20 protein-coding genes are annotated in these 24,669 nt (G+C 63.0%); 12 read left to right on the forward strand and 8 right to left on the reverse strand.

Annotation, left to right across the window (positions count from 1 at the left end):
* Positions 1–24: 24 nt before the first annotated feature.
* Genes ACN2XU_RS13180 through ACN2XU_RS13190 form a run of 3 tightly spaced genes read left to right on the forward strand, consistent with a single transcriptional unit; the run spans position 25 to position 2,947 of the window.
* The gene (locus ACN2XU_RS13180; RefSeq protein WP_419410908.1) at positions 25–1,065 is read left to right on the forward strand and encodes a pyridoxal-phosphate dependent enzyme; all 1,041 of its coding nucleotides are present in this window, start codon (positions 25–27) and stop codon (positions 1,063–1,065) included.
* Entirely contained in the window at positions 1,062–2,198 is a 1,137-nt protein-coding gene (locus ACN2XU_RS13185) for a M24 family metallopeptidase (RefSeq protein ID WP_419410909.1), read from the forward strand. Before ACN2XU_RS13180 ends, ACN2XU_RS13185 begins: the two co-directional genes overlap by 4 nt.
* Positions 2,195–2,947 carry a maleate cis-trans isomerase family protein gene (locus ACN2XU_RS13190; RefSeq protein ID WP_419410910.1) on the forward strand — a complete coding sequence of 251 codons (753 nt, stop codon included), beginning with the start codon at positions 2,195–2,197 and terminating at the stop codon, positions 2,945–2,947. Before ACN2XU_RS13185 ends, ACN2XU_RS13190 begins: the two co-directional genes overlap by 4 nt.
* A gap of 21 nt (positions 2,948–2,968) precedes the next feature.
* Here the strand turns inward: ACN2XU_RS13190 and ACN2XU_RS13195 are convergent, their stop codons facing one another.
* The gene (locus tag ACN2XU_RS13195) at positions 2,969–3,520 is read right to left on the reverse strand and encodes a DUF6151 family protein (protein ID WP_419410911.1); all 552 of its coding nucleotides are present in this window, start codon (positions 3,518–3,520) and stop codon (positions 2,969–2,971) included.
* A gap of 247 nt (positions 3,521–3,767) precedes the next feature.
* Complete coding sequence (locus tag ACN2XU_RS13200; RefSeq protein ID WP_419410912.1) at positions 3,768–4,673, reverse strand: LysR family transcriptional regulator; 906 nt, start codon at positions 4,671–4,673, stop codon at positions 3,768–3,770.
* A 166-nt stretch (positions 4,674–4,839) separates the two neighbouring features.
* On the opposite strand from ACN2XU_RS13200, the gene ACN2XU_RS13205 reads away from it, so the two are divergent.
* Positions 4,840–8,259 carry an indolepyruvate ferredoxin oxidoreductase family protein gene (locus tag ACN2XU_RS13205; RefSeq protein WP_419410913.1) on the forward strand — a complete coding sequence of 1,140 codons (3,420 nt, stop codon included), beginning with the start codon at positions 4,840–4,842 and terminating at the stop codon, positions 8,257–8,259.
* Positions 8,260–8,313: 54 nt separating this feature from the next.
* Here the strand turns inward: ACN2XU_RS13205 and ACN2XU_RS13210 are convergent, their stop codons facing one another.
* Entirely contained in the window at positions 8,314–9,933 is a 1,620-nt protein-coding gene (locus tag ACN2XU_RS13210; RefSeq protein ID WP_419410914.1) for a hypothetical protein, read from the reverse strand.
* A 179-nt stretch (positions 9,934–10,112) separates the two neighbouring features.
* Here ACN2XU_RS13210 and ACN2XU_RS13215 point away from each other — a divergent pair, with 179 nt between their 5' ends.
* The 6 genes from ACN2XU_RS13215 to ACN2XU_RS13240 all read left to right on the forward strand — a co-directional run bounded on the left by ACN2XU_RS13215 (position 10,113) and on the right by ACN2XU_RS13240 (position 16,330).
* Entirely contained in the window at positions 10,113–11,018 is a 906-nt protein-coding gene (locus tag ACN2XU_RS13215) for a lysophospholipid acyltransferase family protein (protein WP_419410915.1), read from the forward strand.
* Positions 11,019–11,054: 36 nt separating this feature from the next.
* Positions 11,055–11,867, forward strand: coding sequence for a glutamate racemase (locus tag ACN2XU_RS13220; protein ID WP_419410916.1), 813 nt, complete (start codon positions 11,055–11,057; stop codon positions 11,865–11,867).
* 156 nt (positions 11,868–12,023) lie between these two features.
* Entirely contained in the window at positions 12,024–12,656 is a 633-nt protein-coding gene (locus ACN2XU_RS13225; protein WP_419410917.1) for a paraquat-inducible protein A, read from the forward strand.
* Positions 12,653–13,312, forward strand: coding sequence for a paraquat-inducible protein A (locus ACN2XU_RS13230; protein ID WP_419410918.1), 660 nt, complete (start codon positions 12,653–12,655; stop codon positions 13,310–13,312). The genes ACN2XU_RS13225 and ACN2XU_RS13230 overlap by 4 nt, the downstream gene beginning before the upstream one ends.
* Positions 13,309–15,747, forward strand: a complete 2,439-nt coding sequence (locus ACN2XU_RS13235) for an MlaD family protein (protein WP_419410919.1) — start codon at positions 13,309–13,311, stop codon at positions 15,745–15,747. Before ACN2XU_RS13230 ends, ACN2XU_RS13235 begins: the two co-directional genes overlap by 4 nt.
* A gap of 4 nt (positions 15,748–15,751) precedes the next feature.
* On the forward strand, positions 15,752–16,330 hold the full coding sequence (locus tag ACN2XU_RS13240) for a PqiC family protein (protein ID WP_419410920.1): 579 nt from the start codon (positions 15,752–15,754) through the stop codon (positions 16,328–16,330).
* A gap of 48 nt (positions 16,331–16,378) precedes the next feature.
* On the opposite strand, the gene ACN2XU_RS13245 is transcribed toward ACN2XU_RS13240, so the two are convergent.
* The gene (locus ACN2XU_RS13245) at positions 16,379–17,113 is read right to left on the reverse strand and encodes a hypothetical protein (RefSeq protein WP_419410921.1); all 735 of its coding nucleotides are present in this window, start codon (positions 17,111–17,113) and stop codon (positions 16,379–16,381) included.
* Between the two features lie 232 nt (positions 17,114–17,345).
* Here ACN2XU_RS13245 and argC point away from each other — a divergent pair, with 232 nt between their 5' ends.
* Positions 17,346–18,374: an N-acetyl-gamma-glutamyl-phosphate reductase gene (gene argC / locus ACN2XU_RS13250; protein ID WP_419410922.1), complete on the forward strand. Its 1,029-nt coding sequence runs from the start codon at positions 17,346–17,348 to the stop codon at positions 18,372–18,374.
* 213 nt (positions 18,375–18,587) lie between these two features.
* Positions 18,588–19,037 (forward strand): cytochrome c maturation protein CcmE, encoded by a 450-nt coding sequence (gene ccmE / locus ACN2XU_RS13255; RefSeq protein ID WP_419410923.1) that lies wholly within the window; start codon positions 18,588–18,590, stop codon positions 19,035–19,037.
* Positions 19,038–19,061: 24 nt separating this feature from the next.
* Here the strand turns inward: ccmE and ACN2XU_RS13260 are convergent, their stop codons facing one another.
* From ACN2XU_RS13260 to ACN2XU_RS13275, 4 genes are all read right to left on the reverse strand, one after another.
* Positions 19,062–20,363 carry a sensor histidine kinase gene (locus ACN2XU_RS13260; RefSeq protein WP_419410924.1) on the reverse strand — a complete coding sequence of 434 codons (1,302 nt, stop codon included), beginning with the start codon at positions 20,361–20,363 and terminating at the stop codon, positions 19,062–19,064.
* 163 nt (positions 20,364–20,526) lie between these two features.
* Positions 20,527–21,801 (reverse strand): phosphopyruvate hydratase, encoded by a 1,275-nt coding sequence (gene eno / locus ACN2XU_RS13265; protein ID WP_419410925.1) that lies wholly within the window; start codon positions 21,799–21,801, stop codon positions 20,527–20,529.
* A 104-nt stretch (positions 21,802–21,905) separates the two neighbouring features.
* Entirely contained in the window at positions 21,906–22,799 is an 894-nt protein-coding gene (locus ACN2XU_RS13270) for a DMT family transporter (RefSeq protein ID WP_419410926.1), read from the reverse strand.
* 15 nt (positions 22,800–22,814) lie between these two features.
* Positions 22,815–24,440, reverse strand: coding sequence for an alpha-D-glucose phosphate-specific phosphoglucomutase (locus ACN2XU_RS13275; protein WP_419410927.1), 1,626 nt, complete (start codon positions 24,438–24,440; stop codon positions 22,815–22,817).
* Positions 24,441–24,669: the final 229 nt, after the last annotated feature.

Raw genomic sequence — 24,669 nt, forward strand, 5'->3', positions numbered from 1 at the left:
TGCGAATGGTTACGCGGGGGCGCTATGCAGATCATCGACAATCCATACCGGGGGCAGGGCCTGGAGATCGCGGATATTCCGCTGCCCAGTGTCGCCGCCGACGCCCCCTTGGCGCTGTTGCAGCGTTGTCCGGCCCATGCCGCGACCCCCATGACCGAGGCGACATCCTTGGCCGAGGCGATGGGCGTGGCCCGGGTTTTTGTCAAGGACGAGCGGGGCCGCATGGGGCTGGGCAGTTTCAAGGCACTTGGCGCGGCCTATGTCATCGCCCATGCGGCGGCGTCGCAGAGCGGCGATCCGCGCAGCGCGCTTGCCGGGGAATGCTATGTCACCGCGAGCGCGGGCAACCACGGCCTGTCCGTTGCGGCGGGGGCGGCAATTTTCGGCGCGCGGTCGGTGATCTACCTGTCTGAGACCGTGCCGCAGGAGTTTGCCATGCGGCTGCGCGAAAAGGGCGCGGAGGTGATCCGCTCCGGTCAAGACTACGAAGAGAGCATGCAGGCGGCCTTTGACGCGGCGGCGTCGCAGGGCTGGACCTTGCTCAGCGATTCGTCGTGGGAGAGCTATACCGATTTGCCGCACCTGCTGATGGAGGGTTACCTGGCCATGGCGGCGGAATGCGTGGTCCAGATGGACGTGGCGCCGACCCACATCCTGCTGCAGGCCGGGGTTGGCGGGATGGCCGGGGCCTGCGCCGCGCTGTTTCGCGATCAATGGGGCGAGGAGCCGCGGATCGTGGTGGTGGAGCCGGAAGCCGCGCCTGCGCTATATGAGAGCATTCGCGCGGGCGAGGCGGTGGAGACCGCCGGGCCGGTGTCGTCGATGGGGCGGCTCGATTGCAAGGCGCCGTCGTTGATCGCGCTGCGCGGATTGGCGCGGGATACCGATGAATTCGTGCTGATTTCCGACGCCGAGGCGATGGCGGTCTTGCCGCTGCTTGCGGGGGCGGGGCTGGAAAGCACGCCGTCCGGCGCGGCGGGACTGGCGGCGGCTCTGGCCGATCCGCAGCTTTTGGGGCTGACGCCCTCGTCGCGGGTGCTGGCCATTCTGAGCGAGGCGGCATGAGCGTTTTCCCGGTCGGGGAGTACCAAGCCCGCGTGCGCCGGGCGCAGGCGGGATTGGCCGAACGCGGGCTTGGGGCACTGCTGCTCACGACCGAGGCGGAGGTGCGCTATTTCACCGGGTTCCTGACGCGGTTCTGGGAAAGCCCGACGCGGCCGTGGTTTCTGGTCATTCCTGCATGGGGCAATCCGGTGGCGGTGATCCCCTCGATTGGCGCGGCGCTGATGGCGAAGACATGGATCACCGACATCCGCACATGGTCTTCGCCCGATCCGGTGGATGATGGCGTAAGCCTTCTGGCCGATTGCCTGCGCGAGCACGCGGGGTCCGGAAAGATTGGCATGCCCATGGGGCGTGAGAGCGTGCTGCGGATGCCGCTCAGGGATTACGATCTGCTGAAGGCAGAGCTGGGGGCGCTGGCGATTGTCAGCGACGGCGGATTGATGGCGGAGCTGCGAGCGATCAAATCCGAAGCGGAAATCGCCTGCATCCGCGAGGCCTGTGCCATTGCGGGCCGTGCCTTTGACCGGGTGGGCGAGATTGCCCGGCCTGGCGTGCCGATTGCGCATGTTTTTCGGCGTTTTCAGGCGATTTGCCTCGAAGAGGGGGCGGATTGTGTGCCATATCTGGCCGGTGGCGCCGGACCGCTTGGCTATGACGACGTGATTTCACCCGCGTCAGAGACGCCGTTGCAGACCGGCGATGTCCTGATGCTGGACACCGGGCTCATGCGGAATGGCTACTTTTCCGACTTTGACCGGAATTGGGCGATTGGCCGGGCTGCGCCAGAAGCGGTCTCGGCCTGGGCGCGCCTGTTGGAGGCGACGGAGGCGGCGCGTCAGATCGCGCGCCCCGGCACCACTGCAGCGGCCTTGTACCATGCCATGCACAGGATCGTCGGCGGCAGCGAGGCCGGGCGGCTGGGTCATGGGCTGGGCATGCAGCTGACCGAAGGCCTGTCGCTCATTCCCGGGGATCACACGGTGTTGCAGCCGGGGATGGTGATCACGCTGGAGCCGGGGATCACGCTGCCGGGGAGCGGGATCATGGTGCATGAGGATGTCTTTGCCATCACCGCAACAGGCTGCGAGCAGCTTTCTCCGGATGCGCCGCGTGATCTGCCGGTGCTGACGTGAGCCGGGTTTTCGAGTTTACACTTGGCCCAAACCTTGGCCGGCGAGCCAACCTTGGATTGATTGTTTTGCAGTCGGATGAGACTTTGGAGCATGATTTTCGGCGTTTGCTGCCGGAAACCGGCGTTGCCCTCTATGTTTCGCGCATTCTTTCCGGCGTCGAGGTCACAACCGACAGCCTGAATGAAATGGCGGCGCGGCTGCCGGACGCGGCGGAACGGTTGCCGCGTCCCATCGGGTTTGACGTGGTCTGTTATGGCTGCACCTCCGGCACGTCGGTAATCGGGGCGGCCAGGGTCGCCGACCTTGTGCGCGGCGGCGTGGCGACCCGCGCGGTGACAGAGCCGCTTTCGGCGCTTGTGGCGGCCTGTACGGCGCTTAAGGTCACACGGCTGGCTCTGCTCTCGCCTTATGTGGCGGAGGTTTCAGACGGGCTGCGCCGGGTGCTCTCGGACGCGGGCGTGCAAACGCCGGTCTTCGGCAGTTTCGACGAGGCGGAGGAAAGCCGCGTGGCGCGGATCGACGAAGCGTCCTTGATGGCGGCGGGCACGGCGTTGATGGAGGACACGCAGGCCGAGGTGCTGTTCATGTCCTGCACCAATCTGCGCACGCTGGACGTGATTGCGCCGCTGGAAGCGGCGGTCGGTCGGCCGGTGCTGTCCTCCAACCAGGTGCTTGGCTGGCATATGCTGCGTCAGGCCGGGATCATGGACCGGGTGCCTGGGCGCGGGCGATTGTTGGAACAGGCGTGAGGGCGCGTGCGCGGCGCGCAGTCAGGGGTGCATCTCCGATACGATGACCGGTGCGACCACCGGCGCGCCCGCAGCGTCGAAGAAGGGGCTGCTCTTGCCGCCGTCGCGCAGTTTGGCCATCAGAGCCCGGCTGAGCAGGCCAAGCCCCATCCGGACCTTTCCATGTGCGCGCACCGGGGTCTTGGCTGCAGTTGTCTGGACTTCGGCCACGAGCGGGCCGAAGCCCTGCGCGCCCACCGGAAGCACCATGCCGACAAAGGGAAAGCCGGGGGTGTTGAGCGTGTTGGCGATGGGCGTGTTGCAACAGCCCGCGTACCACCGCAGCAAGCCGGTCGGCGTGAGCCGAAGACTGCGCAATTGATCTGCCCCTGCGAGGATTCGGATTTTGGATGGCACGGTCTGCACCAACTCTGTCCCACCATTGTCGTTCAGAAAGCGCGCCGCCTGATCAAGGTGATTGACATAGGTCTGGCAATCTTTGCAGTAACACGCCAAATGTGTGCCGGCCTCTGCACGCTCAACCTGCCACTGCATTTGACCGCAATTGCACTGCAATTTTCGTGATTTCGACATGCTCGTTCCTCAGATCACTCTGATCGGCACCCTAGCGAGGTGCCGCGATGCAATGAAGCAAAAAAAAGGCCGAGCAAAAAGCTCGGCCATAGTCCAACAGGGAGGTATGAAGATGATGCGCTAATCAGCGCTTCATCGTCCATGTGCCAAATATTGCATCGAGAATGATTCAATCAAGAGATAACCCGCAGCCGAAGCAGCATTCCCGCTATGCGTGGTGCGCATACAACACCCGTATTGAGGGAGTTCAGTCCGCGCCCATCGCTCTTCGCGAGCGGCGATGCGCGATGATTTCTTCCTGAACGAAGTCCCGGAACGCCGAGACCCGCTTGGAGGTGCGCAGCTCCTCCGGATAGGCGAGGAACACCGGCACCTCGTTGGATTCGACCTCCGGCAGGACCCGCACAACGTGGGGAAAGTCCTCGATGATGTAATCGGGCAGAACGCCAACCCCGAGGTTGGACAGAACCGCCTGCAACACGCCGAAGTAGTTGTTCACCGTCAATGTTGCCTCGATGTCCTGGGTCATCAACTCCTGAACAAGTTGCATGCCCGCGCTCACCTGAGCCGATTTCACGTTCTGCGAGATCAACCGGTGGGTGCGCATGTCTTCCATCTTCTCCGGCGTGCCATGCGCGGCAAGGTACTCGGGCGATGCGTAGAGACGCATCTTGATCGACATCAGCCGTTTGCGTACCAGATCGGCCTGGCTCGGTTCTTTCATGCGGATCGCCACGTCGGCCTCGCGCATGGGCAGGTCCAGTACGCGCTCTTCCAGCATAAGGTCGATGTTGAGATCTGGGTATTTTTCGTAGAGCTTGGTGAGACGCGGCGCCAGCCAGAGCGCGCCAAAGCCATGAGTCGTGGTGACCTTCAATTCGCCAAAGACTTCTTCCTCGCTGTCGCGGATGCGCGCCGTGGCGGTGTCGATCCGGCGCAGCATGGATTGCGTGGCGTCAAAGAGCAGTTCACCCTGTTCCGTGAGAATGAGACCCCGGGCGTGACGGTGAAAAAGAGTGGTGTTCAGCGATTCCTCAAGCGCCCGGATCTGCCGCGACACCGCCGACTGTGACAGGTGCAGCGAGTCCCCGGCATGGGTCAGGCTGCCCGCGTCGGCAACTGCGTGAAATATTCTAAGCTTGTCCCAATCCATCCTGGTGCCATCTTTCCCGATATGCGGCGCATTTTGAAATGAATGCATAGTTGCATCGTATAGTTAATGTAACCTGATAAAGTAACCGAATTGCCCTTGTTAAGGTCAGCATTTGTGACCTATTATCATGGTAACATGCATGCATAATCAGCGATGGGAGGCGTCGATGGGCACCGCGAAGATTTCCTTGAATGACCGGTTCGATCTTACGAAGGACATGGTTTTGCTGAACGGCACGCAGGCGCTTGTGCGGTTGATGCTGATGCAGAAGGCGCGCGACGCCGCTGCGGGGGTAAACACGGCCGGCTATGTCACCGGGTATCGCGGCTCGCCGCTTGGGGCCGTGGACTTGCAGATGCGCAAAGCCGAGAAAGTCCTGACGGAGGCGGACGTTCTCTTTCGTGAAGGGCTGAACGAAGACCTGGCGGCCACTGCGCTCTGGGGCAGCCAACAGGCCGAGCTGCGCGGCGAAGGCAAGTTCGATGGCGTTTTCGGCCTGTGGTACGGCAAGGGTCCGGGGGTTGACCGCAGCGGCGATGTCATGCGGCACGCCAATATGGCCGGGACCTCGCCTCATGGCGGTGTCATCATGGCGATGGGCGACGACCACACGGGCGAATCCTCCACGGTTCTGCATCAAAGCGAATGGGCGATGGTCGATGCCTACATGCCGGTGGTTTCCCCGGCGGGTGTGCAGGAAATCCTGGACTACGGGATCTATGCTTGGGCTTTGTCGCGGTTTTCCGGCCTTTGGGTCGGGCTGAAAACGATGAAGGACACCATCGAGGCGACCGCGGTGGTGGATGGCCGTCCGGATCGGGTGTCGCTGGTGGAGCCGGAATTCGTGATGCCCGAAGGCGGCCTGAACATCCGGTTGGTCGATACGCCCCATGCGCAGGAAACGCGGATGATCGACTTCAAACGCTTCGCTGCAGAGGCGTTCTCCCGCGCCAACGGCATGGACAAACGGATGTGGGGTAAGCCGGGTGCCAAGATCGGGTTTGTCTCGGCGGGCAAGAACTGGCTCGATCTGATTCATGCTCTGAGCTTGCTCGGGATTGATGAGGCAGAGGCTGAACATCTCGGTATAACCACTTATAAAGTCGGACAAACCTTCCCTCTTGACATGCAAGGTTTCCACGATTGGGCGGAGGGCCTCGACCTCATCGTGATTGTTGAGGAAAAGCGCAAGCTGATCGAAGTCCAAGTGAAGGAAGCGATCTTTGACGACCGGCGCGGGCGGCGGGTTTATGGATGGTACAAGGGCGGCTCAGGCGCGATGCACCGGGAGGAGCTGTTTCCGACGCGCGGCGCGCTTGATCCGATCTGGATCGCGCGCAAGCTGGGCGAGATCCTGATCGAGGAAGGGCGCGGAACGGATCGCGTGAAGGCCGGTCTGCAAGCCATTGAGGACGCTACGAAAGCGGATAGCGCCGAGGAGATCGCGGCGCGCACGCCCTACTTCTGCTCCGGCTGTCCGCACAACTCCAGCACCAAGGTGCCGGAGGGCAGCAGAGCTTATGCCGGGATCGGCTGTCACTATATGGCGCAATGGATGGACCGCGAAACCATCGGATTCACCCATATGGGCGGCGAAGGAGCCAACTGGATCGGCGAGGCACCGTTTTCCAAAAGAAGTCATGTTTTTCAAAATCTTGGCGATGGAACTTATAACCACTCCGGGGTGCAGGCGATCCGCGCGGCGCTGATGAACGACACGAAAATTACCTACAAGATCCTCTACAACGACGCGGTCGCCATGACCGGCGGTCAGCCCAACGAGGGTGGTCTGTCTCCACAGCGCATTGCCGAGGAAGTGACGGCGATGGGTGTGAAGAAGCTGGCAGTTGTCTATGATGAGAAAGAAGAAATTGATCTGAAGTCTTTCCCGTCGGGGGCGGAGATTTCAGAGCGCGCCGATCTCGACAAGGTGCAGAAAGACCTTGCCGGGTTCGAGGGCGTCTCTGTCCTGCTCTATATCCAGACCTGTGCGGCCGAAAAACGGCGGCGGCGCAAGCGTGGCAAGTTCCCGGATCCGGACAAGCGGGTCTTTATCAACACGGACGTCTGCGAGGGCTGCGGCGATTGCGGGGTTCAGTCGAACTGTGTGTCGATCGTGCCGGTGGAGACGGAACTGGGCCGGAAACGGGCCATTGACCAATCGAGCTGCAACAAGGATTTCTCTTGTTTGAAAGGGTTTTGCCCGTCTTTCCTCACGTTGTCTGGCGCCACTCCGAAAAAGTCCGCAACGACCTCTCTGGAGCTGCCCGAGATGCCCTTGCCCCAGCTTCCGACGATCGACGGGACGCATAATGTCGTGGTCACCGGGGTCGGCGGCACGGGGGTTGTGACCATTGGCGCTGTGCTCGCCCAGGCGGCGCAGATCGACGGCAAGGGCGCCGCCATGATGGAAATGGCCGGTCTCGCACAGAAGGGGGGCGCAGTGCATATTCACCTGCGCCTCGCCGAAAAGCCAGGCGATATCAGTGCAGTGCGTGTGGCCACAGGCGAGGCTGACTGTCTGATCGGCGGCGATCTGGTGGTTTCTGCCGGGGCGAAGACCTTGGGCCTGATGACCACGGGACGCACCGGCGCGGTGGTCAACAGCCATGAAATTATCACCGGAGACTTTACGCGGAACACAGAATTTTCCTTGCCATCCGATAGGTTGCAGCTCGCTCTTCAAGCAAGACTTCAAGATCGTCTGAGCCTGTTCGATGCGTCTGAATTGGCCCGTGTGGTGCTTGGGGACTCGATCTTCTCCAACATGATGATCCTGGGCGCGGCATGGCAGAACGGCCTTGTTCCGCTGAGCCATGAGGCCATCGCCGAGGCGATCCGGCTCAATGGAGCAGCGGTGGATCGGAACCTGCGGGCCTTTGAGGTGGGTCGCTGGGCGGCGCTCTTCCCTGAGGAGGCCGCAACGCTTGCTGCGCCGAATATCACGAAACTGCCCAAGTCTTTGGCGGAAAAGGTAGATTTCCGGGCCGATCATTTGATCAAGTATCAGGGTAAGCGGCTGGCCAAGCGCTATCGCAAGTTGGTCGATAGCGCATCGGAGGATCGGCTGAAAGACGCGGTGGCCAAGGGCTATCACAAACTGCTGTCCTATAAGGACGAATACGAGGTGGCGCGACTGCATCTGGAGAGCCACGCCAAGGCGAAAGAGGCGTTTGATGGCGATTTCGAGATGACCTTCCACCTCGCGCCGCCGATCTTCTCCAAGGAGGGTTCGGACGGGCGGCCAGTGAAAAAAGCATACGGGTCCAGCATGTTGAAGGGCTTTGCAGTGCTGGCAAAGTTGAAAGGGCTGCGCGGCACGCCGCTTGATCCCTTCGGTCGGACCGAAGAGCGCAAGATGGAACGCGCGCTGATCCGGCAGTACGAGGCGGATATGGCCGAATGGCTGCCCAAAGCCAATGCGGACACCATGGATGCGCTGATCGCGCTCGCGGAATTGCCCTTGCAGATCAGGGGTTTCGGTCCGGTGAAACAGGCAAATGAAGCAAAGGCGGCGAAGCGCCGCGAAGAGCTCCTTTCTGTTTTGAAATCGGGCGGTGCGCCGCTCAAGCAGGCGGCGGAGTAGCGCGGCCAGTGAGAGAAAAGGCGGGCGGCCCGTATCAGGCCGCCCGCAGTCGGGTCACTCTCCGGAGCCCGTGGCGCGGATCACCGTGGGCGCGTCGGGATAGCTGTCGCATTGACCATGCGAGCCTGCAGGACTCTGGCAGGCGGCGTTCAAAATGCCCCAGACAAAGTCGATTTGCGTCGCGGCCATGCCCGGCCCGCCGTCAACCAGCCCCGTTTGATAGAACCAATCCATGCTGGGCGTGCCCATGGCGACCTGGGCATAGCCAAGCAGGTTGGGCCGCCATGTGGCGCCGACGCCGACCTTTGTCGTGGTGCCGTTCATGTCGGCGGCGGCCTGCGAATGGCAGGTTGTGCAGGACGCAGAGTTCACGAAACCACCCTCTGTCACGGTCGCGCCCATGCCAGTCGGAACGCCGCCCACGGTGGTGAAACTGCTCTGCGTGCCTTTCAAATAGTAATTTTTCCACGCCGGATCATCGGCGGAAATCACGCGTGGATCGGGGTCCTGGGGGGCGGCGCCGACGCCGGTCCCCTCGAAGAGCATGGCCAACGCTTCGGTCATCTGCTCGCCGGTGTCCGCGGGCAGATAGGTGCCGCCCGTGGCGAAGAGCGGGTCATTGTCCTCTGTCTTGTCGTTGTTGAGCATGATCGCGGGGGGCACGTAGTGATCGCCGAAATTCGCACCGGCCTGCGCGGCACCATTGGCGGTATAGCCGAAGCTGTCATTGCAGCCGATGTAGTCGCAGCGCCCGGCGTTGGCCACGTGCTCCATGGCGTACCAATGCCAGGTTGGCAGGTCCTTGGAAGCGTTGGTCATGGCGACTACGTAGTAAAAGCCCGGCACCTGATCGGCGTCGCCATCGCCGTCGAGATAGACCGTGAGATAGGGGTATTCGGGATTGTTTGGGACGGGGCCGCCGGTGTCCATGATCAACTCACGGGCGAGCATGATGTCCTGGTGCAGGAAATCGACCTTGACCATGGTCGCGTCGAGCGGGAAACGCACTTCGAGGCTGTGGGCCGCGCCGACATTGCCGTCCTTGAGCGCGGCATTCTGCGCGCGATTGCGCGAACCAAGGCCCTCGCGGGAATAGAGATCGTTGCGGTAGATATAATCGGTCATGGCGCGGTTGCGGAAGACCAGCTCCAGTTCTAGATCGCGCAGAAGGCGGCCCGGGTCGATATTATCGTCTTCGTTCAGGCCGTTATGGCTGACCACTTCGCCGGACGGCGTGCCATTGGGCGTGGCCGGCAGCGGACTGATGGGATCGTAATCGGCGCGGTAGACGGGACAGTTCGCCGGTTGGGCGGCGGGGTCGACGGCGGCGTTGGGATCGCAGCAATTTGCGGTGATCTCGGCGGTGCAGAGCGGCCAGGGCTCCTCTGGCCAGATCGTCTGATCAATCCCCCAAGTCCAAAATTCGTCGGAGACCGCATTGACGAACTGCGCCCAGGCGAAGGCGTCGGGGCAGGCGGCGGCGCCGGACGTGGCATTGGCGCCCGTGATCATCGCCCGCCCATCGACCACGGCGGTTTCGCACAGGGCGTCGTCCTGAATGAAGCTGCGGAACAGCATCATCTGTTGCAGGCCGTTGATCTGGGTGTCGGCGGCGGCGGGCGCGGTGAGCGCCATGACGGCGGCCCCCGCGCGCAGGCCGGTGCGGATTTTCATGAAATGTCCCCTTTCTTGTCTGATCCCGCCTGGGTTGGCCAGACGGCGATCACAATACTATTGGTTGTATACTGTGGGGACGACTCGCCAGTGTGATCTGCGTCACAAATCTGCAATCTTTCTGTTACAGGTTTGGTGGATGCGGTAATCAGGGAAAACAAGGAACGGGAGAGCGGCAGATGCGGGACCGGGGGCAGATTGCCCGTGATATTTCCTACAGTTACTCGGCCAGCACGCGGGGCGGGCGGGCCATGATCCGGCTGATGGAGAATGCCACGGGCCGGATCGGGCTGATCCGCCGGGCCAGTGGATACGAGACGGAAATCGCCGCAGGGCGGAATTTCTGGCAGGTGATGGTGGAGCGTTATGGCCTCGGGCTTGAGGTGATGGGCGGCTCTCTGGACGATATTCCCAAAGAGGGGCCGCTGGTGGTGATTGCCAATCATCCTTACGGCATTCTCGATGGGCTGATCATGGGGCACATCCTGTCGGTGGTCCGGGGCGATTTCCGGATTTTGGCGAACAGCGTCTTTCGCAAGGCCGAAGAGCTGGACAGCGTTGTGCTGCCGGTGGATTTCGATGGCTCGAAGGACGCGCTGAAGCAGAATGTCGAAACCCGGCGGGCGGCGCTGGAGTATCTCGGGCAGGGCGGCTGTATCGGGATTTTCCCGGGTGGCACGGTGGCCACCTCCGCGACGCCGTTTTCAACGCCCATGGACCCCGGATGGCGCAGTTTTACCGCCAAGATGATTGCCAAAAGCGGGGCGCAGGTGGTGCCGATCTATTTTGACGGCCACACCTCCCGGCTGTTCCAGCTGGCCAGCCATTTGCATGTGACGTTGCGCATGGGCCTGCTGCTCAAGGAGTTTCGCAAGCGGGTGGATACGCCGGTGCGCGTGGTCGTCGGCGCGCCGATTGCGCCGGAGCGGATTGCGGAACATCGCAGCGACCCGCGCGCGCTTATGGATTTCCTCAGAAAAGCCACGTATGAGCTATCGCCAATCCCGCTCAAATCCTATGCCTACGGGTTCGAGTTCGAGGAAAAGCACCGCACCGGCGCCGCACCGTCGAAACGGTTTTATTGAGGCGCCCGAACCGGGCGCGTTGCAGGAGTGACAGACATGGCAGTGGGCGTTTTCGATTCGGGGCTTGGTGGGCTCACGGTGCTGGATGCGGTGTCAAATCGCCTGCCGGATGTGCCTTTTGCCTATTTTGCGGACAGCGCCCATGCGCCCTATGGCGTGCGCGATTCCGACGATATCTACAACCTGACCTGCGGCGCGGTGGAGCGGCTTTGGGACGAGGGCTGCGACCTGGTGATTCTGGCGTGCAATACGGCCAGCGCGGCGGCGCTGCGGCGGATGCAGGAACGCTGGATTCCGCGTGAGAAGCGGGTGCTCGGCGTCTTTGTTCCGCTGATCGAGGCGCTGACCGAGCGGCAGTGGGGCGACAACTCGCCCCCGCGTGAGGTGGCGGTCAAGCACGTGGCGCTGTTCGCCACGCCCGCGACCGTCAGCAGCCGTGCCTTTCAGCGTGAACTGGCGTTCCGCGCGATCGGTGTGGACGTGGAGGCGCAGGCCTGTGGCGGGCTGGTCGATGCCATCGAAGAGGGCGACATGATCCTTGCGGAGGCCCTTGTGCGCAGCCATGTGGACGCGCTCAAGCGCAAGATGCCAGCGCCGGAGGCCGCCATTCTGGGCTGTACCCATTACCCGCTGATGCAGGAGATTTTTCAGGATGCGCTGGGGCCCGATGTGGCGGTCTATTCGCAGGCGCGGCTGGTGGCGGAGTCATTGGCTGATTATCTCGTACGGCACCCGGCGATGCTTGGCTCCGGCGAGAAGAGCTGTTTTCTGACCACGGGCGATCCTGCGAAAGTGTCGCGTCACGCCACGCAGTTCCTCAAACGGAAAATCGATTTTACCAAGGCCTGACCGGCGGTGATGCCGGGTTTCGTTGCGGAAACCGGGCCGGGAAAAAGGCAAGTCTTGGGCGGCGGGCACTGGCGATGCTGCGCTTGCGCCCTACTTCCTTGGCCAATATGGTTAAGAACGGCCCGCTGCGGGCCGGTTTTGTTGAACGGATCCGTCATGCCGCAAGGCAATCGGCCAGACACTCTGGCCCAGTATATCGCTTGCCCGAATTGTGATGCGCTCTACACCGCCCGGCTTCCGGGCGAGGGCGCGCGCGCGATCTGTGGGCGCTGCCACACGGTGCTCATCTCGACGCGGCAGAGCGCCGGGGTGCGGGTGCTGGCGCTCTCGACTGCGGTGCTGATCCTTGTGATTGCGGCGGTGTTCTTTCCGTTTCTCGAAATCCACGCGGCGGGCCTGGGCAATCGGGTGTCGCTGCTCGATGTCGCGACCAGTTTCCGATCCGGCACTCTGGTCCTGGTGTCCGTGGCCTCGGTCATGGTGATCGTGCTGGTGCCGCTGATGCGCACGGCGCTGTTGATCTATGTGATTGCGCCGATCGAGCTGAACCGCCCGCCATTGCGCCATGCCAAGGGCGCCTTTCACCTGGCCGAGGAAATGAAACCCTGGGCCATGACGGAGGTTTTCTCCATCGGGTGCGCGGTGGCGCTGGTCAAGGTGTCGGATCTGGCGCGGCTGGACTTTGGTCCGGCCTTCTGGATGTTTACCGCCCTGTCGATCTTTGTGATCATCAACGATCGGTATTTGTGCACATGGTCGATCTGGAACGCCATCGAGGAGACGGAATGAGCGCGGCGTCGGACACCCGCGCGGAAGCGATGACAGCGGCGACAACGGCGCGTGAGGCGGGCCTTGTCGCCTGCCGGGCGTGTTCGCGGGTCTGGCCAATGGGCACCGAACGATGCGCGCGCTGTGGCAGCGCCCTGTCGTCGCGCGACGAAACAAGCCTGCAGCGGGTCATGGGATGGTGGCTGGCGGGGCTGATCTGCTATGTTCCGGCCAACCTCTATCCGATGCTGGTCACCGAAACGCTGGTGTCCAAACAGCAGGGCACGATTGTCGGCGGCGCCATCGAGATCGCGCAGCATGGCGAATGGGTGATCGCGGCCATCGTGTTGATTGCATCCGTGCTTATCCCGGTGTCCAAATTCGCCGCCATTGCCTATCTGAGCTATTCCGCATGGCGGCAAAGCCCGCGCAACAGCCTGCAGCGTCTGCATCTTTACGAAGCGGTCGAATTCATCGGCCGTTGGTCGATGATCGACGTTTTCGTCGTCGCCATCCTCAGCGCGCTGGTGCAGTTGTCGGTGGTGGCGAATATCCATCCCGGTCCGGCGGCGCTGACTTTCGCGTTGTCCGTCATCTTTACCATGTTGTCCGCCAAGAGCTTTGATCCAAGGCTGATCTGGGACGGCAAGACCATTGAAAGCCAAGGCACGCCATGACGTCTGACAATCACGCCCACGGCGCTCCCGCCGACGTTCCGATCGAGCCTCCGAAGACCGGTCCGCGGTTTTCCCTGGTCTGGCTGATCCCGATCCTTGCCCTTGTCGTGGCGCTCGGGGTTGCGCTGCAGAACTGGAACGAACGCGGCCCGTTGATCGAGGTGCGGTTTGTCAACGCAGATGGCGTGCACGCCGGCGAGACCGAGCTGCGCTACCGCGACATTGCCGTGGGGCTGGTCGAGGCGGTGGGCTTTTCCGACAACCTCGAAGAGGTGATCGTCTCGATCCGGCTCGACAAATCCGTGGCCCCCTATGTCGATGCGGCGTCCCGCTTCTGGGTGGTCCGTCCCGAGGTGACCGCACAGGGGGTCTCGGGTCTCGATACTGTGCTGTCCGGTGTTTATATCGAAGGCGCGTGGGACGGCACGGCGGGGCAGGCGCAGGATCGTTTCGAAGGCTCGCCGAAGGCGCCGATGCTGGCGCTTGGCGAAAAGGGCACGACCTTCACCCTGCGTTCGGACGAGCGTCTGCCCTCGGAGAATACGCCGATCCTCTATCGTGGGGTTCAGGTTGGCCGGCTTGGCGCGACGGAGGTTTCGCCGGATGGGCTGGCGGTGGAGGCGCAGGTCGTCATCCTTGAGCCCTATGACGCGCTGGTGACGGAAAACACCCGGTTCTGGGACATCTCCGGCTTCAGCTTTTCGCTCGATGCGGGCGGGGCCCGGCTTCAGTTCAACTCTCTGGCTTCGCTGATCAGCGGCGGCGTGACCTTTGCAACACTTGGCTCTGGCGGAACGCAAATCGCCGATGGAGCCGAATTCGAGCTGCATCCCGACGAAGAGACCGCGCGCGAGGATTACTTCCTTGAAGGCGACGGCGGCAGTGTCGATCTGATGATGGTGTTCGACGAGAACCTCGCCGGGCTGAGTGCCGGGGCGCCGGTGCAGCTTGGCGGGTTGCGCATGGGCGAGGTGATCACGATTTCCGGTCTCGTCGATGCGGCGCGGTTCGGGGATGACAAGGTGCGGCTTGTGGCGACGGTGCGGCTCAATCCGGGGCGGATCGGGCTGGAGGATTCCACCGAAGAGGGCTTTCTCGACTATCTTGAGACCCGCGTGCGGCGCGGACTGCGGGCGCAGCTGACCAATGCCTCCTTGCTGACCGGCGGCCTCAAGATCGACCTTGTCGATTTGCCCGATGCGCCGGATGCGGAACTGATGCGCGATGCGGAGCCTTATCCGCTGATCCCGACCACGGAGTCGAAGGTGGCGAACGTGGCGGCCTCGGCGCAGGGGCTTTTGAGCCGCGTGGATGCACTGCCGGTGGAAGAGCTGCTTGATAATGCGGTCAATTTCCTCGCCGATGCGCGGGGGCTGCTGAACAGCGACGGCATTCAGGAGGCCCCGGAGGAGCTGCGTGCGACCCTCGCGGCGATCCGTTCCGTGGCCGAAAGCGACGAGGTTGCGTCCCTTCCGGCACAGATCGGGCAGGTGGCAACCGGGCTCGAAGAGGCCTCGGCGACGCTCAACACCCTGCTCGGGGACGTGCAGGACCGTGCCATCGTGGCGGCGGTGTCGGACCTGATCGCCAACATCGACGAGACAGCACAGACCCTGCCGGGGCTGAGCGAGCAGACCAGCGCGGTGCTTGGCAAGGCCGAGGCCCTGCCGTTGTCGGATTTGTCTGCGCAGCTTTCGGAGATGCTCGGCAGTGCCGATGCGTTGGTGTCGAACCCGGATCTGAACGCCATGCCCGCGGATCTGCGGGCGGCGATTGCTTCGGTCAACGGGATCGTCGGAAGCGCGGAAATCGCGGCGCTGCCGGGACAGATCGGCGATCTGGCGCGCGGTTTGCAGCAGGCCTCGGACAGGCTGAATGGCTTGCTCACGCAAGTCGACGAAGAGCGCATCATCGCGCAGGTCTCGGGTGCGGTGTCCAAGATCGACGCGGCGGCGGGCGATCTGCCGGAGCTGTCGCAGCAGGCGAAAAACATCCTCAGCGATGTCGAAGACCTGTCGCTGCAGACGCTGACAGACCGGGCGGCGGAGCTGATGGATACCGCGGAGGCGCTGATCGCGCAGGACAGCACCAAACAGCTCCCTGGCGAGCTGAACGCGACGCTGGCGGAGCTGCGCAGCACGCTTGAAGACGTGCAACAGGGCGGATTGGTGGAGAACGCCAACGCCACGCTGGTCTCGGCGCGCTCGGCGGCGGAAGCCCTCGCGCAGGCGTCGGGCTCTTTGCCGGCGCTGGCCGACCGCATCGCGCGTGTGGCGGCGCAGGCGGGTGTGACGCTGGGCGATTATTCGCGGGGCTCCGACTTTGGCCGGGAAATGAGCGCCGCGATCCGCGAGATCGAGTCCGCCGCGCAGTCCATAGACCGCCTCGCGCGGCAGATTGCGCGCAATCCCAACTCTCTTCTGACCGGACGGTAATGCAATGATGAAATCCCTTTCACTCCTGAGCCTGACCGTGTTTCTGGCGGCCTGTAGCGGCGAACAACTGCGCTTTGACGCGGCACCAACGGCGGTGGGCGGCGGCGCGGCCCTGCCGGATGCACGGGTGTCCGTGCGCTACGCGAGGATCGAGGTCGCCACCGTGACGCTGCCGACCTATGCGCAGGACGAGGAGATCGTGATGCGCGACGCGAGCGGTGCGATTGCGCCCTCCGGCGGGCTTTGGGCCGATGAGCCGGGGCGGGCGGTCACACTGCAGCTTGCGCGCGATCTCGATGCGATCACAGGACGGCTGGTGGCGCCGGAGCCCTGGCCGTTCCGCGATCTGCCGGACGTCAAAGTGGACATCCGTGTCGAGGATTTCTTTGCCACCAGCGCAGCATCGTTCCGGATGACCGGGCAGATGTTCGTCGCGCCGGAGGATTACGGCACGGACCGGGCGCGCCGCTTCGAGATTGACGTGCCGGTGACAGGAGAGATGACGCCGGGTGCGATCGCTGCTGCCAGGGCGGCTGCGGTCAGCCAACTGGCGGAATTCGTGGCACGGCAGGGGCTGCGCTGACCGACGCGTGCAGACGGCCTCGGACAGCTGATTTTGCAGGGGGCCGGATCACGTCTGCCGTGGTCCGACATCTCCCTCCCAAAACGCTTTTTTGAGGCCGTGATAGACCACGATGGGGTGCCCTGGCGGAAAGCGCAGCAGCTGATCCTTGGGATACATCAGACTGTAGCCGGTGCGGCCCATGCCATCGCGCCACTTCAGCCGGTATCGGCGCTTTCCGTTTATCCTGACAGCCGTGGTATGCAGCTCCTCCACTTTCACGCTTTCCTGCTTGCCGTAACGCCGGGCGCGCACGGCGGCGACGGCCCGCCGTCCGGAGTACCACATCGCTCCGAGAAACAGCAGGCCATCGACAAGACCCATGATCTGCATGACCGTGCCGGCGGTGCGGTTGGACCCTTCGCTGGTCTCGATCCGCTCCGGCTCGGTTTCGAGATAGCGGATCGGGATGAACCCGCCGATCTGAGTGGTTTCGAACAGCGCCGTCGAGACGCTGCGGTCGACTTCGAAATCGGCGCCGGTGTTTGTGGTGTAGGCCAGAGCGAACCAGCGGGTATAGGTGGTGGCGCCGTCGCTGTCGGTGCTTTCGGTGATGTATTTGTTCAGCACCTCGGCCTGCGTCTTGCGGCCTTCGGTCTCGAAGCGCTCGGCGAGGCCGTGCGCGAGGGTGCTGCCAACCGTCAACAGGGCAAGGACCACGAAAAAGGCGACACTGAACCAGCCGCCAAGCCGCAGGTACAGCCGCCAGAACGGCACGGGTTTGTGGAACGAGGGTTTCGCCATGATCACAGGATGGGCGCAGGCCGCGCGCCGATCAAGTCCATTGATTCCCGACCCGCCTGCTGCTATCGCACTGCTAAGGAGACATCCAATGTGTGCCACATCACCGATGCATCTGCGACGATGATTGCGCGCGCGGCCTTGCGCCGCGCCCCCGGCTTGTCACGCCTCCCAAATCCCTGTTTTATGTCCGCGCGGCTTTCTACCCGCGTGCCTTGATCCAAAGGATCCGACCATGACCCATTCCATCGCCATCATCGGCGCCTCCGGCTATACCGGGGCCGAACTGGTTCGCATCATTGCGACGCATCCCTCGTTTGAAATCAAGGCTTTGGCCGCCAATTCCAAAGCCGGTCAGCCCATGGCATCGGTGTTTCCGCACCTGCGTCATCTCGACCTGCCGGATCTGGTGACCTGGGAAGAGATCGATTTCGATCAGATCGACCTGTGCTTTTGCGCCCTGCCGCACAAGACCAGCCAGGAGGTCATCTCGAAGCTCCCAAAGAGCATCAAGATCGTCGATCTGAGCGCGGATTTCCGGCTGCGTGATCCGGCGGAATACGAAAAGTGGTACGGCAATCCGCATGCGGCGCCGGAGATACAGAAAGAGGCGGTTTACGGCCTTACCGAGTTCTACCGCGAGGAGATCGCCGGGGCGCGGTTGGTGGCTGGGACCGGCTGCAACGCGGCGACCGGGCAGTTTATTCTGCGCCCGCTGATCAGCGCCGGGGTTATTGACCTTGATGACATCATTCTCGACCTGCAATGCGGGGTGTCCGGGGCCGGGCGCTCACTCAAGGAAAACCTGCTTCATGCGGAACTCAGCGAAGGCACCAACGCCTATGCCGTCGGTGGCACGCACCGGCACCAGGGCGAGTTCGACCAGGAGTTTTCCAAGTTGGCGGGCCGCGCGGTGAAAGTGCAATTCACCCCGCATCTCGGGCCGTTCAACCGGGGTATCCTGGCCACCTGCTATGTCAAGGGCGAGGCCGACGCGGTGCTTGCGTCGCTGCAGGCGGCCTATGCCGATGAGCCGTTCATTTCGGTTCTGCCGAAGGGCGAGACCCCGAGCACGCACCACGTTCGCGGCTCCAACTTTTGCCATATCGGCGTGAGCGGCGACCGTATCCCGGGGCGGGCGATCATCGTGGCGGCGCTCGACAACCTGTGCAAGGGATCAAGCGGGCAGGCGGTGCAGAACGCAAACCTGATGCTCGGCGAAGACGAGCGGGCCGGTCTTATGCTCGCGCCCTGCTTTCCGTAACGGTTTCGCCCAAAGCTGCGCTTTGGACAACTCGCCGGGCCTTTCCTGACGGAAAGGCCCGGTCGGGGTGCTGCCCCCACGCCTGCGGCGCTCCCCCGGGCTATTTTAGGACCGATGAAGCGAATGAGCGCGGCAAATCGCGCGGGGGCTTCGTTTCGCATTCGAGATCGACTATATAGATCGGGACCGCTGATCTGGACGGGAGGCCGGCCCATGGCTCTGAAATCTCTTAAGAAGAAACGCCGTATTCAGGTGATCGCGCTTGCGGCCGCGGCGTTGGTCGTTTCGACGGCGCTGATCGGCTATGCCATGCGTGATGGCATCAATTTCTTCCGCTCGCCCAGCCAGGTGGTCGAAGCGCCGCCCGTGGCGTCAGAGACCTTCCGCATCGGCGGGCTGGTCGAGGAGGGGTCTCTGGTTCGCGGTGCTGGCGAGCAGATCCGCTTCAACGTGACAGACGGCGGGGCGACCGTGCCGGTTGTCTATCGCGGCGTGTTGCCGGACCTTTTCGCAGAGAACCAGGGGATGGTCGGCACCGGGCGTTATGTGGATGGAGTGTTCGAAGCGCATGAGATCTTGGCCAAGCACGATGAGACGTACATGCCCAAGGAAGTCGTCGATGCGTTGAAGGCGCAGGGGGTCTACAAGGAGCCAGGCTCCTGATCGCAGGCCACCCGCCCGGCGGGATCAGGCGCGGGGCAGCAGGATCGTGGCGCAAAAGCCGCCCTCCGGGCGGTTTTCGAGCAAGAGCGCGCCGCCGGATTGGCGTGCGAAGCCCTGCACCGCAGAAAGGCCCAGTCCGGGGCCCTGACCTGTGCTTTTTGTGGTGAAGAAGGGCTCTGACAGCATGTCGAGCGAATCGCTCTCGACGCCCGGGCCGTTGTCCAGGACGGACACTGCCAGATAGGGCGGCGATGCGTCCGGCGCATTGTCGGTGTTCGGGCGCTCATTCTGCTTGCGCGAATGCAGCCAGATATTGCCGGACCCTTTCATCGCGTCCTGCGCATTCAGGCATAGCTGGATCAGCACAGTCTCCAGCATGTCACGATCGACAAAGGCCGCAAACTCCGCTTCGCGCGCCGCGGACTGCAGGGTGATGCCGGGCTCCAGAAGGTCGGGCAACACCTGTTCCATCTGTTTGTGCAAGTCGGCGGCGGTCAGGGTTTCAGGCCGAAGCCGGGATCGACCGCTGCTGGCCAGAAGTTGCTGTACGGTGATGGCGGCGCGTTCTGAGGCGTTTTGGGCCTGGTCCAGCGCATCCTCGCGCTCTTTGGGATCGTCGAGGATGCGGGCGAGTTCGAGATTGCCCATGATCGCGGTCAGGATATTGTTGAAATCATGCGCCACGCCACCGACGAACTGGGTCATGGCGCGGGCCTTTTGCGATTGGGCATAGCGCATGCGAGACTCGCGATAGGCCTGCTGCCGCAATCGGTTTTCGCGCATGCCGACGATATAGTACGCGATTACAGCGGCGGCGGAGAGCGGCACAATGACCTGGCTCACCTTATCGGTCACCTCGGGCAGGACGATCAGCACGATGCTGAGCACCGCAATAATGAATTGCCCGGCGTTGATCCGGGCGATGGCATGATCATCTTGTGCGTGCTGCAGCTTGCACAGAAGGGTTGCCACGAGGGTCAGCGCCCCGGCCAGTACAAGCCCTGGGTTGCCAGAGTTGATGAGATAGAGCGGCGCGCCGATAAAGATCAGTTGCGACAAGGCGTAGAGCGCCAAGCCGAGTTGGACCTGCGCGCCTGCCAGCTTTGGTGCAAGACGCCGGGTCAAGACGATGGCCAGAAGCGATTGGGTAATCAGCAAACTGGCCAGCCAGACCAGCAGAAGGGTGTGTTGGGCCAGAAACGCCAGAAGGAAAGAGGCCACGATCACAAGCGACAGCCTTAATACCAGTTCTACGCCAGAACCGAATTCGGCCAGCGTGAGGGCATCAAGGCGCGCACGGAACGGCTGGGTGACCATCGCAATCATTCTATAACTTAAATTTGTTCACCAGAAACCATACGTGGAAAAACCGAAAAAAGAAGAGCAAAGTCGGGAATATTCCTGTCATTTAACGGCGAAAACAGAGTATTCACCAAAAGAAAGAGGCGCCTGAGCGGCGCCTCTTCGAGTTTGCGCGATGGCGCGTGAATTAACGCAGGATCGAACGCCCGGCATATTCTGCCGTTTCGCCGAGCATTTCTTCGATGCGGATCAGCTGATTGTACTTGGCGAGCCGGTCGGAGCGCGCGAGCGATCCGGTCTTGATCTGACCACAGTTGGTGGCGACGGCGAGGTCCGCGATGGTGGCGTCCTCGGTCTCGCCCGAGCGGTGGGACATGACGTTGGTCATGCGGGCGCGGTGGGCCATTTCGACGGCGCGCAGCGTTTCGGTCAGCGAACCGATCTGGTTCACCTTGACCAGCATGGAGTTGGCGCAGCCCTTTTCGATGCCCATGGCGAGGCGCGCGGGGTTGGTGACGAAGAGATCGTCGCCGACGAGCTGGATCTTGTCACCAAGCTTATCGGTGAGCAGCTTCCAGCCGTCCCAGTCGTCCTCGGCACAGCCGTCCTCGATGGAAATGATCGGGTAATCGTCGCAGAGCGCGGCCAGGTAGTCGACGTTTTCGGCAGAGCTGAGGCTTTTGCCTTCGCCCTTCATCTCGTACTTGCCGTCCTTGAAGTACTCGGTGGCCGCGCAATCGAGTGCGAGATAGATGTCCTCGCCAGCCTTGTAGCCGGCTTTCTCGATGGATTTGATGATGAAATCCAGCGCGTCGCGGGTGCTGCCCAGTTCGGGAGCAAAGCCGCCCTCATCGCCAAGCCCGGTGGACATGCCTGCGGCGGAGAGCTCTTTCTTCAAGGTGTGGAACACTTCGGAGCCCATGCGCACGGCCTCGCGGATGTTCTCCGCGCTCACCGGCATGATCATGAATTCCTGGATGTCGATCGGGTTGTCCGCATGCTCGCCGCCGTTGATGATGTTCATCATCGGAACCGGCAGGACACAGGCGGAAGTGCCGCCGACATAACGGAACAGCGGCTGGCCGGTGTACTCGGCTGCGGCCTTGGCCACGGCAAGCGAGACGCCAAGAATGGCATTGGCGCCAAGGCGGCCCTTGTTGTCGGTGCCGTCAAGCTCGATCATGGCGAGGTCGATGGCGACCTGCTCGGTGGCATCGAAGCCAACGATGGCCTCCGCGATTTCACCATTCACCGCTGCCACCGCTTCGAGCACACCTTTGCCCATGTAGCGGGTTTTGTCGCCATCGCGACGCTCGACCGCCTCGTGTACACCGGTCGAGGCGCCCGAGGGCACGGCAGCGCGGCCAAGGGTGCCGTCTTCGAGAGTGACGTCGACTTCGACGGTGGGGTTGCCACGGCTGTCGAGGATTTCGCGGGCGTGGATGTCGATGATGGTGCTCATGGGAGGCCCCCTTTGGCGATACGTTTGCCGCAAGTCATACCAGCCGCTGAGCGAATGTAAAGTTTTCCGTTATCGCTAACGGACCCTTGTTTTCAGGGGTTGCGCTAACCGTTAGCGGCAACCGGTGCCGCGAGGGCTTCCCGAGCCAGGCGCCGCTCGCGCAAGAAGCTGTATAGCCCTGCGCCAAGGATCATCGCGCCGCCGAGTAGCGTCCAGCCATCGGGCCAGACGTCGAAAACGACGATGCTGAGAATCGTCGCAAAGATCAGCCGCGTGTAACGGAAAGGCGAGACGACAGAGGCCGGAGCCAGGCGCATCGCGGTGGTGATGGCGAGGTAGCCGGAGGTGGTGACAAGCACGGCGCCAAAAATATAGCCGAGGGTTTTCGCATCGGTCACGAGCGGCCTGTCCGCGATGGCAAGCAGCACGATGCCGGGCAGGAGCGTGGCCGCGAAGCCCCATGTCGAGATCGACAGCGCGGTGATATGCGGCGGCGACAGCCGTGTGATCAGATCCCGCGCAGAGAGGGCCGCGATGCCCAGGACGGCGAACAGCTCCCACCCCGTGAATGACGCGTCCCATGGCCGGATCACGACCATCATGCCTGTCAGCCCGACGATGACCGCAGCCCAGCGGCGCGGGCCGACCTCTTCCTTGAGAAACAGCGCAGCGCCCATGGTCACGATCAGCGGACCGGCCTGAATGATCGCGGCAAAGACCGGCAGGGCGGTGTTGGCGACCCCGACGACCATGCCCACGGCGGCGATGATCTCGAAGAGATTGCGCAGCATGATCATCGGCAGCAGCGCGTCGCGGGTAAAGATCGGCACGCGCCGAATGCGCGCGAGTGCGAGGAACAAAAGCGTGCCACCAATGGTCAGCCCGAGCAGGGTCTGTCCGATGGAGGCCGTGGCGGTGGCAAGTTTGATGAAGGTGTCTGTCCCGGCCAGCAGCGCCATGGACAGGATCATCAATAAGATAGCGCGTATTGTGTCCAAGGGGGGGTGAGTGCCTTACGTGATCACGTCGGGGGCGTCACGTCCGGTGCCCGCCTTGATCCCGGCGAGGGCTTCGGCGGCGGCGATGACCGGCGCGAGGGCCTCTTGGGCATCCTTGTCGAGCGCCTCGGTTTCCAGGTTTTCAAGATAGACCCGCAGCGTTGCGCCCACCGTGCCCGTCCCGGACAAGCGCAGCACCAGCCGCGCGCCGCCTTCGAAGCCGATGCGGATGCCCTGCTTTTCGGTGCGCGATCCGTCGATCGGATCGTCGTAGGCAAAATCATCAGCCGAAGCGATGGTCATACCGGCAACGTCGGTGCCGGGCAGGTCCGGGAGGCGGGCGCGCAGATCGTCCATCAGCGCATTGGCGCCTGCGGCGTCGACGCCCTCGTAATCATGGCGGGAATAGTAGTTGCGGCCATAGGCCCGCCAATGCTCCACCATCAGGTCTTTGACGGAAATCTTGCGCTTTGCCAGGATGTTGAGCCAGAAGAGCACCGCCCAGAGGCCATCCTTTTCGCGCACATGGTCGGAGCCGGTTCCGGCGCTTTCCTCACCGCAAAGGGTGCAACGTCCCGCGTCCAGCAGGTTGCCGAAGAACTTCCATCCCGTCGGCGTCTCGAAGCAGTCGATGCCAAGGGACGCCGCAACGCGATCTACCGCCAGACTAGTCGGCATGGAGCGCGCGACGCCCTTCAGCCCGCCGGAATAGGCCGGGATCAGCGTTGCGTTGGCGGCGAGCACGGCGAGGCTGTCGGAGGGGGTGACGTACTGCCCCTTGCCGACGATCATGTTGCGGTCGCCGTCGCCGTCGGAGGCGGCACCGAAATCCGGGGCGCTCGCCCCCATCATCTCATCCATCAGCGGCTTGGCCCAGATCGGGTTGGGGTCCGGATGGCCCTTGCCAAAGTCGGTGGAGGGTATGCCATTGATCACAGTGCCTTTTTCCGCGCCGAGCGTGTCTTCGAGGATGGCGTGGGCGTAGGGGCCGGTGATGGCGTGCATGGCGTCGAACCGCATGCGGAAGCCGGAGGCGAAGAGGGCTTTCAGAGCGTCGAAGTCGAAGATCTCCGCCATGAGCGCGGCGTAGTCGGCGACGGGGTCGACGACCTCGATCACCATGTCGCCCATGGTCTGCTCGCCCAGCGTGGACAGGTCGGCGTCCTGCGTCTCATAGATCGCGTATTCGGTGATAACCTTCGTCGCGGCAAAGATTTTTTCGGTCACGGTCTCGGGCGCGGGGCCGCCGTTTGCCGTGTTGTACTTGACTCCGAAATCGCCATCCGGGCCGCCGGGGTTGTGGCTGGCGGAAAGGATGATGCCGCCGTTTGCGCCACGTTTGCGGATGAGGTTGGAGGCGGCGGGGGTGGAGAGCAGGGCGTTCTGACCGACGATCACCCGCGCCGCGCCGGAGGCGGCGGCCATGCGCAGGACAACCTGTGCGGCCTCGGCGTTGAAGTGGCGCCCGTCGCCGCCAAGCACCAGCGTCTTGTCCGCGACGCCGCCAATGCCCGTCCAGATCGACTGAATGAAATTTTCAAGGAAATGAGGCTCTTGGAAAGTTTTCGTCTGCTTGCGAAGACCCGATGTGCCGGGCTTCTGGCCTTCGATTGGCGTCGTGGCGACGGTCTGGATGGTCATGGCAAGGGCCCTGCTTCCGCTAACGTTCCCTAAGGTATCGCGTGGATCGGAGCGGGGTGCAAGCGGCCTGCGCGGCCCCGCGTTAACCCGCGGCCAGGGCCGGGCGGGTTAATGCAGCGCGCGACGGGGTTAACGGTGCTCAGGCTGCGGTGCGCGGGGCAGGTGTTGTGGCCCACGCGGATCAAGGCGCAAGGCTGTGACGTTTGTTTACCTCTTCCGCAGGCGCATT

The organism is Pacificoceanicola niger (assembly GCF_048553275.1).
Lineage (GTDB): Bacteria > Pseudomonadota > Alphaproteobacteria > Rhodobacterales > Rhodobacteraceae > Pacificoceanicola.

What these genes read in the sequence shown, in the direction of transcription:
- ACN2XU_RS13215 (WP_419410915.1), top strand. Translation starts at nt 10,113, where the DNA reads ATGCGGGACCGGGGGCAGATTGCCCGTGATATTTCCTACAGTTACTCG.
- eno (WP_419410925.1), bottom strand. Translation starts at nt 21,801, where the DNA reads ATGAGCACCATCATCGACATCCACGCCCGCGAAATCCTCGACAGCCGT.
- ACN2XU_RS13220 (WP_419410916.1), top strand. Translation starts at nt 11,055, where the DNA reads ATGGCAGTGGGCGTTTTCGATTCGGGGCTTGGTGGGCTCACGGTGCTG.
- ACN2XU_RS13185 (WP_419410909.1), top strand. Translation starts at nt 1,062, where the DNA reads ATGAGCGTTTTCCCGGTCGGGGAGTACCAAGCCCGCGTGCGCCGGGCG.
- ACN2XU_RS13260 (WP_419410924.1), bottom strand. Translation starts at nt 20,363, where the DNA reads ATGATTGCGATGGTCACCCAGCCGTTCCGTGCGCGCCTTGATGCCCTC.
- ccmE (WP_419410923.1), top strand. Translation starts at nt 18,588, where the DNA reads ATGGCTCTGAAATCTCTTAAGAAGAAACGCCGTATTCAGGTGATCGCG.
- ACN2XU_RS13235 (WP_419410919.1), top strand. Translation starts at nt 13,309, where the DNA reads ATGACGTCTGACAATCACGCCCACGGCGCTCCCGCCGACGTTCCGATC.
- ACN2XU_RS13230 (WP_419410918.1), top strand. Translation starts at nt 12,653, where the DNA reads ATGAGCGCGGCGTCGGACACCCGCGCGGAAGCGATGACAGCGGCGACA.
- ACN2XU_RS13240 (WP_419410920.1), top strand. Translation starts at nt 15,752, where the DNA reads ATGATGAAATCCCTTTCACTCCTGAGCCTGACCGTGTTTCTGGCGGCC.
- ACN2XU_RS13205 (WP_419410913.1), top strand. Translation starts at nt 4,840, where the DNA reads ATGGGCACCGCGAAGATTTCCTTGAATGACCGGTTCGATCTTACGAAG.
- ACN2XU_RS13200 (WP_419410912.1), bottom strand. Translation starts at nt 4,673, where the DNA reads ATGGATTGGGACAAGCTTAGAATATTTCACGCAGTTGCCGACGCGGGC.
- ACN2XU_RS13195 (WP_419410911.1), bottom strand. Translation starts at nt 3,520, where the DNA reads ATGTCGAAATCACGAAAATTGCAGTGCAATTGCGGTCAAATGCAGTGG.
- ACN2XU_RS13180 (WP_419410908.1), top strand. Translation starts at nt 25, where the DNA reads ATGCAGATCATCGACAATCCATACCGGGGGCAGGGCCTGGAGATCGCG.
- argC (WP_419410922.1), top strand. Translation starts at nt 17,346, where the DNA reads ATGACCCATTCCATCGCCATCATCGGCGCCTCCGGCTATACCGGGGCC.
- ACN2XU_RS13275 (WP_419410927.1), bottom strand. Translation starts at nt 24,440, where the DNA reads ATGACCATCCAGACCGTCGCCACGACGCCAATCGAAGGCCAGAAGCCC.
- ACN2XU_RS13245 (WP_419410921.1), bottom strand. Translation starts at nt 17,113, where the DNA reads ATGGCGAAACCCTCGTTCCACAAACCCGTGCCGTTCTGGCGGCTGTAC.
- ACN2XU_RS13225 (WP_419410917.1), top strand. Translation starts at nt 12,024, where the DNA reads ATGCCGCAAGGCAATCGGCCAGACACTCTGGCCCAGTATATCGCTTGC.
- ACN2XU_RS13210 (WP_419410914.1), bottom strand. Translation starts at nt 9,933, where the DNA reads ATGAAAATCCGCACCGGCCTGCGCGCGGGGGCCGCCGTCATGGCGCTC.